This is a genomic window from Roseisolibacter sp. H3M3-2, from assembly GCF_029211165.1.
Taxonomy (GTDB): Bacteria; Gemmatimonadota; Gemmatimonadetes; order Gemmatimonadales; family Gemmatimonadaceae; genus Roseisolibacter.
In genome coordinates, this window is sequence record NZ_JARGEK010000190.1 from 1 (window position 1) to 9,064 (window position 9,064).

Below are 9,064 nucleotides of genomic sequence, written 5' to 3' on the forward strand. Positions count from 1 at the left end.
GGCGCGAGCGCGAGGGCGGCGGCGGGCGCCGCGCCGCGGTCGGCCCGGCAGCCGGCGAGGAGGGACGCGGCCGCGAGGCAGGCGGCGGCGTACGGGACGAACGGAACGCGGGACATGGCGCGTGGGGGCCGGAGTGAAGCCGGCGCCCCGATCCGCGCGGGGTCGCGTCACGACGGGAGTGCCGGCGCGCCTAGGGTAGCGCGCCCGGTCCCGCGTCCGCGTGGTAGGAACTGCTCATCTTTTCGGCGCCACGTCGGGCGCCGGCGGGGCCGCCGGCGGGGCCGACGTCGCGGGGGCGCGCGCGGCGATCACCTCGCGCGCGGTCTGGAGCAGCGCGCCGGCGGCGCCGAGCGCCCCGCGCGCGAGCAGCGCGCGCAGCAGGAGGCGGTGGTCGCCGGGGCGCCGGCTCGGCTCCGTGAGCGGCTCGGCGGCGCGCACGTGGTGGCGCGTGGGGCGCCAGGCGCCGCACCAGCGGCACAGCAGGGCGCCGACGGGGACGGTGGCCCCGCACTCGGGGCAGGGCGTGCCGACCGCGCGGGGCCTCATGCGTCTCCTTCCTCCTGCGACGGCCGGGGACTCAGCGCGACGCCCAGCGCAGCTTGAACGCGGCGACGTCGCGGACCAGCAGCTCGAAGGCTGCAGCGTCCATGCCGGCGCACACCGCGCGCAGCCGGTTGGCGACCTCGCGCCGCATCGCGACCAGCGCCGGGTCGTCGGGGATCACCGCGTAGGGGGGCCGCCGCGGGTCGCGCGGCGCGCGCGTGACCGCGCCCGTGAGCGCGCCCGGGTGCTCCCCGGCGCTCCCCGCCCGCGACGCCCGGCGGTCGGGCATGCGTGTGGTCTTCCGGTGCCAGCCCATCCCTCCCTCCGCGTCGTGGTCCGCCCGCGGCCGGCGCCCGCCACGCGGCGGGCCCGCCCCGGCACACGGTACGCCGTCCGGCCGCCCGCGGGATGGTGGCCGGGCCCGCCTTCTCGCGCCGCGGGTGACCGCGGTCACGGGGGCGGCGTGGTCGTGACGCGGCCGTGATGCGCCGGCGCGGGGCGCCCGCGACGCGTGTCGCGGTCAGGGCGCGGCGCCGATCGTCGTGCGCGCGCTGCGGTACGGCTGGAAGTTGCGCCCCCAGTCGACGCCGACGACGTCGATCGTCACCCGCTCGCCGTCGACGCGCACGACGAGGAAGTGGTACGGGTTGTCGCCCGCCTCCACGCCGGGCTTCACGAGGTGCTCGACGCGCACCGAGTCGCGCCCCGACGCCGCGGCGTACTCGCGCAGGCTCGGCTCCCCCGTGTAGGCGTAGAGCGGCGCGCCCCCGCCCCCGCTCACGATCTGGTCGAGGCGGCGCGCGCGCCCCGCCGAGTCGCGCCACCGCTCGACCCAGTGCTCGTAGAGGTGCTCGTGGCCGGTGTAGAGGAGCGTCACGCCGTGGCGCCGGAACATCGGCATCCAGCGCGCGCGCACCGCCGCCGTCGGCCGCTCGACCACCGGCCCGCCGTGCGGCCCCGACGAGAACGCGGGGTGGTGGAAGAAGGCGACCACGTGCCGGTAGCGCCGGCGGTCGAGCCCCGCGAGCTGCGCCTCCGCCCACGCGAGCTGCGTCGAGTCCTCGGCGATGTTCGAGTCGAAGGCGAGCACGAACGTGTTGCCGTAGCCGAACGCGTAGGTGGGGTAGCCGGGGAGCCGGCGCGTCGCCCCGTCGGGCGGGATGAGCTGGCCGACCGCCGCCAGGTAGTTGCGCAGCCCCTCCTGCCGCCCCGGGCTCGCGAGGTCGCCGGAGCCGGTGACGTCGTGGTTGCCGGGGGCGAGGAAGTACGGCACGCCCCCCTCGGTGGTCAGCCGGTTGATGAGCCCCACGAAGCTGACGTTCCACTGCTTCGGGTCGCGCCCGTTCACCACCGCGTCGCCGCTCTGGAGGATGAAGCGCACCGGCTCGGGCCCGTCGCGCAGCTGGGCGATCACGCGCAGCATCGCGTCGACGACGAGGCCGTGCTCGTACTGCTCGGCGACGCCGTCGCGGCGGCCGCGGGTGTCGCCGTAGACGATGTACGAGAAGCGCGCGACGTTCGCCGTCGCGTGCTCGGGCGGCAGCGGCTCGCGCGCGCGGGCGATGGCCGTCACGGGGGCGGCGGGTGCCTGCGCGGCGAGCGGCGCGGCGCAGGCGAGGAGGAGCGCGGCGGCGCGCGCGGCGATCGGGGTCGGCATGCGCGAGATAGTAGCACACGGTTGACAAACACGCAGGACGCCTCTATCATCGGCGCCCTGGGAGTCGCGTCCCGATGTGCACGAGTGTCGTCTCCGCCCGCCGGCGTTCCACGCCCGCGCGCGCCGCGCCTCGCGCTGCCATCGACGACGCGACTTTCGCGTTTCCACCCTCCCGCTCGCGCCGCCATGCCACGCCACCAAGACGACTTCGGTCGACCGACCGTCCGCGCCGCCGGCGAATGCCGCCGGGGCGTGAAGGGGCGTGCCTATCGCGCGCCCAGATCCGACGCAGGAGGCACGGCCGCGCGCCCGTAGGCGCGCCCCGTCCCGCGGAGCGCCCACACGCGCCCCACCTGCGCCTTCGGCCGGGTGGGGCGTTTTCGTCGTCCCCCGGCCGGCCCCGCGCTGTTTGACAAGCGAAGGTCCGGGAACGCAGCAGCAACACGCAGTACCTGCTTCGTCTGCTCCACCCGGTGGTCCGCCGTCGGCGGCGGCGAGGACGCGCGTGCCGTGAGACACGCGACTCCCGCTGCCCGCGCGCGCCGCGCCGTCGTCCGGCGGCGGGCCACCACACGCACAGCACACGCACACACGCCGTCGCACGCGGCGGGTCATGCCCTCGCCACCCTTCGCCCGCCGCACGCGCGGCGGGCCGCCGGCCGAGGGTTACCTGGGTAAAGGCGCGAGCCGAGGGGTTCGAATCCCCGGCCCGCCCGTGCGACACCCCGCGTCGGGCGGGGCGCCGTGACTCGGTCATCGCTCTCACCGATCGCCGGGATGAGCCCCGGCACCGAGCGCACCCCTTCTCCGCCCGACTCCCCCACCACGACTCACCCACGGAGGGCGAGCCATGTTCGACTTCACGCAGCACGTCGCGACGCGCCTCCGGCGCCTCGCCACCGGCCTGGCCGGCACCACGCCGCAGGCCGAGCCGATCCCCGGCACCACGCAGGTCCCCAACGCCGCGGGCGGGTTCGCCTGGGGCGTCGACCGGTGGACGCGGCTCGACCGCTTCCTCGTGCTCGGCAGCGAGGGCGGGACGTTCCACGTCGGCGAGCGGACGCTCACGCGCGAGGGCGCCGCGTCCGCGCAGGCGTGCCTCGCCGAGGACGGCCCGCGCGCCGTCGCGCGCGTCGTCGAGGTGAGCGCGTCGGGGCGCGCGGCGCGCAACGACCCGGCGCTGTTCGTGCTGGCGCTCGCGGCCGCGGCCGAGGACCCGGCCACGCGCGCCGCGGCGCTGGCCGCGCTCCCGCGCGTGGCGCGCACGGGGACGCACCTCTTCCACTTCCTGCAGTACCTGAAGGCGTTCCGCGGGTGGGGGCGCGGCGTCCGCGCCGCCGTGGGCCGGTGGTACACGCAGCGCGCCCCGCGCGAGCTCGCGTACCAGGTCATGAAATACCAGGCCCGCGACGGCTGGTCGCACCGCGACGCGCTGCGCCTCGCGCACCCGGCGCCGCCGACGCCGACGCACGACCTGCTGTTCCGCTTCGCCGCGCGCGGGTGGGACGCGGCGGTCGAGCGCCGCGGCGTCGCCGAGACGGACGTCGTCGAGCGGCTGGAGGCGATGCACGCCGTGCGCGGCATGCCGCCCGCCGACGCGGCGCGCGTGATCGCGATCTACGGGCTCACGCGCGAGATGGTGCCCACCGGGCTGCTCGCCCACGCGGTCGTGTGGGAGGCGCTGCTCGAGGGGATGCCGCTCGGCGCGCTCGTGCGCAACCTCGGCGTCATGACGCGCGTCGGGCTGCTCGCGCCCGGCGCCGCGGCCACGGCGACCGTCGCCGCGACGTTCTGCGCCGGGTCGGCGATCGCGCGCACGCCCCTGCACCCGCTGGCGCTGCTGGCGGCGCTGCGCACGTACGCGCGGGGGCGCGGGATGCGCGGCTCCGGCGCCTGGGCGCCGGTGCCCGCGGTGGCCGACGCGCTCGACGGCGCGTTCTACCGCGCGTTCGGCGCCGTCCCGTCCACCGGGCGGCGCGTGCTCCTGGCGCTCGACGTGTCGGGCTCCATGGCCGCGCCGGTGCACGGGCTGCCGTTCGTCTCGTGCCGCGAGGCGTCGGCGGCGATGGCGCTCGTCACCGCGGCCGTCGAGCCGTCGTACCGCGCCGTCGCGTTCACCGACGGCGCGCGCCCGTCGCTGCACTCGGCGTCGGGGCTCGGCAGCGGGCTGACGCCGCTCGCGCTGTCGGCGCGGCAGCGGCTCGACGACGTGCTCCGCGCCACGGCGGCGCTCCGCTTCGGCGGCACCGACTGCGCCCTCCCGATGCTGGAGGCGCGCCGGCACCGCTGGGAGGTCGACGCCTTCGTGGTCTACACCGACAGCGAGACGTGGGCCGGGGACGTGCACCCGGCGCAGGCGCTCCGCGCGTACCGGGAGCGCACGGGGCTCGCGGCGCGGCTGGTCGTCGTCGCGATGGCGTCGAACGGGTTCAGCATCGCGGACCCCGACGACGCCGGCATGCTCGACGTGGTCGGCTTCGACGCGGCCACGCCCCACGTGATCGCGGACTTCATCGGCGCGGGCGGCGCGGCGTGAGCGAGCCGGGGGACCGGCGCGCCGCGCGGCGCCGCCGGCGCCCCACCCTCACTCCACATGACCAACCGACTCGCCGCACTGCTCGAGGAGCCGCCGGCGTCGCCGCTCGGCGACTACTGGGTGCTCCGGGGCGCGTTCGGGTGGGTCCTGCTCTCGCCGGCGGCGGCGGTCGAGGTCGAGCGCCAGCTCGCCCGCCGCTGGCCGCCGCGCTGGCTCACCGTGCGCGACCTGGTCGGGTCCCGCGTGCGGGTGCGCACCGCCCTCGTCCACTGCCTGCTCGAAGCCACGGTCGCCCAGCGCGCCGAGGAGCGCCGCCTGGAGCGGGCGCGGCAGGCCGAGGAGCGCGGCGACGCGCGCCCGTGGGAGGACACGACCTGACGCTGCGTCCCCGGACCTTCTCTTGCCACGCCTCGTCGCCCCTCCGGCGACGGCGCCCACCACGAGAGGCCCCATGCACACCCCCGAGAAGAAGCACGACGCCACCGGCCCGCGCATCGTCGACGGCATCGCCGTGTTCGGCGAGCACGAGGCCGGCACGCTCGACCAGATGCGCGCCGTGTCGCGGCACACCGCGCACGCCGCGCTCATGGCCGACGCGCACCACGGCTTCGTGATGCCGGTCGGCGGCGTCGCGGCGTACCACGAGCAGGTGTCGGTGATGGGCGTCGGGGTGGACATCGCCTGCCTCGCCGGCGACACGCCGGTCGTCTGCGCCGACGGGCGGAGCCGCGCCATCCGTGACGTACGGGCCGCCGACCCCGTGACCTGCTGCGACGCGGGCGCGGTGCGGCCGGTCGCGCCGAACCTCGGCGCGATCGCCCGCGGCACGCGCCCGACGCTGCGCCTCTCCCTGGCCAACGGCCGCGCGCTGGTCGCCACCCCCGACCACGAGATCCTCACGCGCGACGGGTGGCGGGAGGCCGGCGCGCTGCGTCCCGGCGACCGCGTCGCGTGCGTGGTGCACACCGGCCTCCCCGACGCGCCCCACGCGCCGTTCGAGATCGCGCCCGGCGCGCTGACGCCGCACGCCGCGGGCGTGCTCGCCGGGCGCGGGTGGCTGCCGTTCCGCACCGACGACCCGCGACTGGCGCCGCTCCTGCGGCTGCTCGGCTACGTCTGCGGCGACGGCCACCTCACGCGCGACGGCAAGTTCGTGAGCGCGTACACCACGCAGGAGGAGGACGGCGCGGCGCTCCTCGCCGACTTCGCCGCGGTCGGCTTCCCGGCGACCTGCTACCGCCGGCAGCGGCGGCCCGAGCACAGGCCGGAGGTCCACGTGCGCGTGGCGTCGACGGCCCTCCACGCGCTGCTGGCGTCGCTCGGGGCGCCGGTCGGGAAGAAGGCGTGGCCCGCGCGGCCGATGCCGTGGCTGTTCGCGCTGCCGGCCTGGGCGCGCGCGCAGTTCCTCTCGGGCTTCGCGAGCGCCGAGATGACGACGCCGCGCACGCACGCCAACGGCGTCGTCCCGAACCTGCAGGTGAAGCAGGCCGGCGAGGTCGCGCACGCGATCGAGTTCGTCGCCGCCCTGCTGCGCTCGCTCGGCTTCGAGACGAGCGTCGCGGAGAGCGGACCGCCGCGCGGCGCGCGGCGCACCTGGGTGGTGCAGGTGCTCGGCGGGCAGGCGGCGCAGGTGCGGTTCGCCGCCGAGGTGGGATTCTGCCACGCGCCCGCCAAGCGGCGCGCGGCGGCGCGGGTGGCGAGCGTCGTCTGGGAGCGGGAGGTGCTCGTCCGCACGCGCGACGCGGCCAAGGCCGAGGCGCGGGCGCGCCACGCCGGCGGCGAGCGGTGGCGCGACGTGATGCGCGACGTGGCCGCGCGGCACGGCGTCGAGGAGGGCTTCGTCTACCACGCCATCTACGACCGCCGCGGGGCGTCGCGTCGGCTCCCCGGCGCGGCGGTCGACCCGCAGGTCGACGGGGAGGCGTGCTGGGTGCGGGTGGCGTCGGTCGAGGACGCGGGGGATCGCGAGGTGTTCGACGTCGTCACGGGCGACCCCGCGCACTCGTTCCTCGCCGCCGGCGTCGTCGTGCACAACTGCGGCAACGCCGCGATCCGCACCGACCGCACCCTCGCCGACCTCGGGCCGACGCCCGAGAAGCAGAAGCAGGCGCTCGAGCACCTCGCCGACGAGATCGCGGGGACCCTCAGCTTCGGCATGGGGCGCCGCAACCGCGCCGACGACGCGCCGACCGACGATCCGTTGTTCGAGGACCCGGCGTGGCGCGCGGTCCCCGGCAGCAAGAAGGAGGTCGGCGCGCTGAAGACCAAGGCGCGCCAGCAGCTCGGCACCATCGGCGGCGGCAACCACTACGTCGACGTCTTCGCCGACGAGGCGGGGGCGCTGTGGGTCGGCGTGCACTTCGGCAGCCGCGGGCTCGGGCACACCGTCGCCACCGGCTTCACCGCCATCGCGCAGGGGAAGCGCTGGGGGGAGCGCGCCGCCGAGCAGGAGACGCTGCTCCACCTCGGCTCCCCGAGCGGCGACGACTACTGGGAGCTCATGCACCTCGCCGGGCGCTACGCGTACGTCGGGCGCGAGTGGGTGGCGCGCAAGGTCGTGGCGATGATGGGCGCGCGCGAGCTCGAGCTCGTGCACAACCACCACAACTGGGCGTGGCGCGAGACGCACGACGGGCGCGACCTGATCGTCGTCCGCAAGGGCGCGACGCCGGCGTTCCCGGGGCAGCTCGGCTTCGTCGGCGGGTCGATGGGCGACGACGCGGTGATCATCCGCGGCGCCGACCCGTCGGGCACGGGCGCCGACGACGTGCGCGCGGCGCAGCGGGCCGCGCTCTTCTCCACCGTGCACGGCGCCGGCCGCGTCCTGTCGCGCACCGCCGCGGCCGGGAAGCGCGACCGGAAGACGGGGCGCGTGCTCCGGCCGGGCGCGGTGAGCCCGGCGATGATGGAGGGGTGGCTGCGCGAGCGCGACGTGATCCTGCGCGGCGGGGGGCTCGACGAGAGCCCGCACGCCTACCGCCGGCTCCCCGACGTGCTGGCGGCGCAGGGCGACACGATCGAGGTGCTGCACACGCTGCGGCCGCTCGTCGTCGTGATGGCCGGCGCCGACGAGTTCGACCCGTACAAGGACTAGCGTCCCGGCGCGCTACCGCGCCGCGGCGCGGAGGCGCGCGCGCAGCTCGGCGGCCCAGCCGACCACCACGACCGCGCGCGCGTCCTCCCCGGTGCTCCCGGCGATCATCACCAGCCGCCCGTCGCGCGCCACGTCGTAGTTGGTGTGCGGCATCTCCCCCTCGAACGCGTCGTCGAGGAGCGGGGCGCGCGCCGTCACCGTCGGCGCGCCGTCGAACGCCAGCGTCGCCGCCACCACGCGCCCCGCGCCGCGGTAGTACAGGCGCCGCCCGTCGGCCGACCACACCGGCTCCGTGCCGCCGGCCTGCGAGACCTGCACCGCCGCGCCCCCCGCGGCCGGGCGCACGAACACGTCGGGCTCGGGGCGCTCGCGCGGGTTCGCGACGTACGCCAGCCAGCGTCCGTCGGGCGACGGCGCGGGGCACGTCTCGTCGAACGCCTCGGCGGCCACGCGCTGCGGCGCGCGCGCGCCCGCCGCGCCGTCGAGCGGCAGCCGCCACAGGCTCCACCGCCCCTCGATGAGGCGCTGGAAGTACAGCGTGCGCCCGTCGGCGGCGACCGCCGGCGCGAACGCCCCCGACGCCTGCGCCAGCCGCTCCGGCGGCGTGCTCCCCGACGCGTCGCGCCACCAGAGCGCCTGCGTCCCCCCGTCGGCGGCGGCGTAGATCACGCGCCGGCCGTCGGGCATCCACGTCGGGTGGATCGCGTTCCCGCTCGTCGTCAGCCGCGTCAGCGTGCGCGTCGGCAGGTCCCACACGTGCGCGTCGTTCCCCTGCGGCGTCGCGCTCTGGATCGCCAGCCGCCGCCCGTCGGGCGACAGGCGCGGGTTCATGAGGTTCGCCCCCGGCGCGTCGAGCAGCGGCCGCGCCGCGCCCGCCCGGTCCACGAGCACCGGCATCGTCCCGGCCTGCGTCTGCACGTACAGCAGCGTCCCGTCGCGCGACAGCTGGGCGGCCTGCAGCCCGTCGCCGCGCTCGTCGAGCACCGTCACCGGCTCCCCCACCACCGCGCGGCGGCGCGCGTCGAGGCGCACGGCCTGCAGCGCGACGCCGCGCGGCGGCGCGTACACCAGCCACCCGTCCACCACCGCCACCGGGAAGCGCGCGGCCACCCCGAGCGGCACGTGCGCCGCCGGCGTGGCGTCGGGCGCGAGCGGCGCGGCGGCCAGCGCGGCGGTGCGCGTGCCCGGGCCGCTGCGCGCCGCGGTGACCACGAACGCCACGAGCCCCGCCGAC

Annotated in this window: 7 protein-coding genes; 3 read left to right on the forward strand and 4 right to left on the reverse strand. The window is 77.6% G+C overall.

Annotation, left to right across the window (positions count from 1 at the left end):
- Positions 1 to 234: 234 nt before the first annotated feature.
- The 3 genes from PYV61_RS15385 to PYV61_RS15395 all read right to left on the reverse strand — a co-directional run bounded on the left by PYV61_RS15385 (position 235) and on the right by PYV61_RS15395 (position 2,200).
- A complete protein-coding gene (locus PYV61_RS15385; RefSeq protein WP_275833108.1) occupies positions 235 to 546 on the reverse strand; it encodes a hypothetical protein in 312 nt (103 codons plus the stop codon).
- 31 nt (positions 547 to 577) lie between these two features.
- Positions 578 to 832: a hypothetical protein gene (locus PYV61_RS15390; RefSeq protein WP_275833110.1), complete on the reverse strand. Its 255-nt coding sequence runs from the start codon at positions 830 to 832 to the stop codon at positions 578 to 580.
- A gap of 231 nt (positions 833 to 1,063) precedes the next feature.
- A complete protein-coding gene (locus PYV61_RS15395) occupies positions 1,064 to 2,200 on the reverse strand; it encodes a metallophosphoesterase (protein WP_275833112.1) in 1,137 nt (378 codons plus the stop codon).
- An 850-nt stretch (positions 2,201 to 3,050) separates the two neighbouring features.
- Here PYV61_RS15395 and PYV61_RS15400 point away from each other — a divergent pair.
- The 3 genes from PYV61_RS15400 (at position 3,051) to PYV61_RS15410 (ending at position 7,830) form a co-directional block, all read left to right on the forward strand.
- Positions 3,051 to 4,736, forward strand: coding sequence for a TROVE domain-containing protein (locus tag PYV61_RS15400; RefSeq protein ID WP_275833114.1), 1,686 nt, complete (start codon positions 3,051 to 3,053; stop codon positions 4,734 to 4,736).
- A 57-nt stretch (positions 4,737 to 4,793) separates the two neighbouring features.
- Entirely contained in the window at positions 4,794 to 5,114 is a 321-nt protein-coding gene (locus tag PYV61_RS15405) for a hypothetical protein (RefSeq protein ID WP_275833116.1), read from the forward strand.
- 73 nt (positions 5,115 to 5,187) lie between these two features.
- Positions 5,188 to 7,830 (forward strand): RtcB family protein, encoded by a 2,643-nt coding sequence (locus PYV61_RS15410; RefSeq protein WP_275833118.1) that lies wholly within the window; start codon positions 5,188 to 5,190, stop codon positions 7,828 to 7,830.
- A 12-nt stretch (positions 7,831 to 7,842) separates the two neighbouring features.
- On the opposite strand, the gene PYV61_RS15415 is transcribed toward PYV61_RS15410, so the two are convergent.
- A partial coding sequence (locus PYV61_RS15415; RefSeq protein WP_275833121.1) for a hypothetical protein occupies positions 7,843 to 9,064 on the reverse strand: 1,222 nt, incomplete at its 5' end.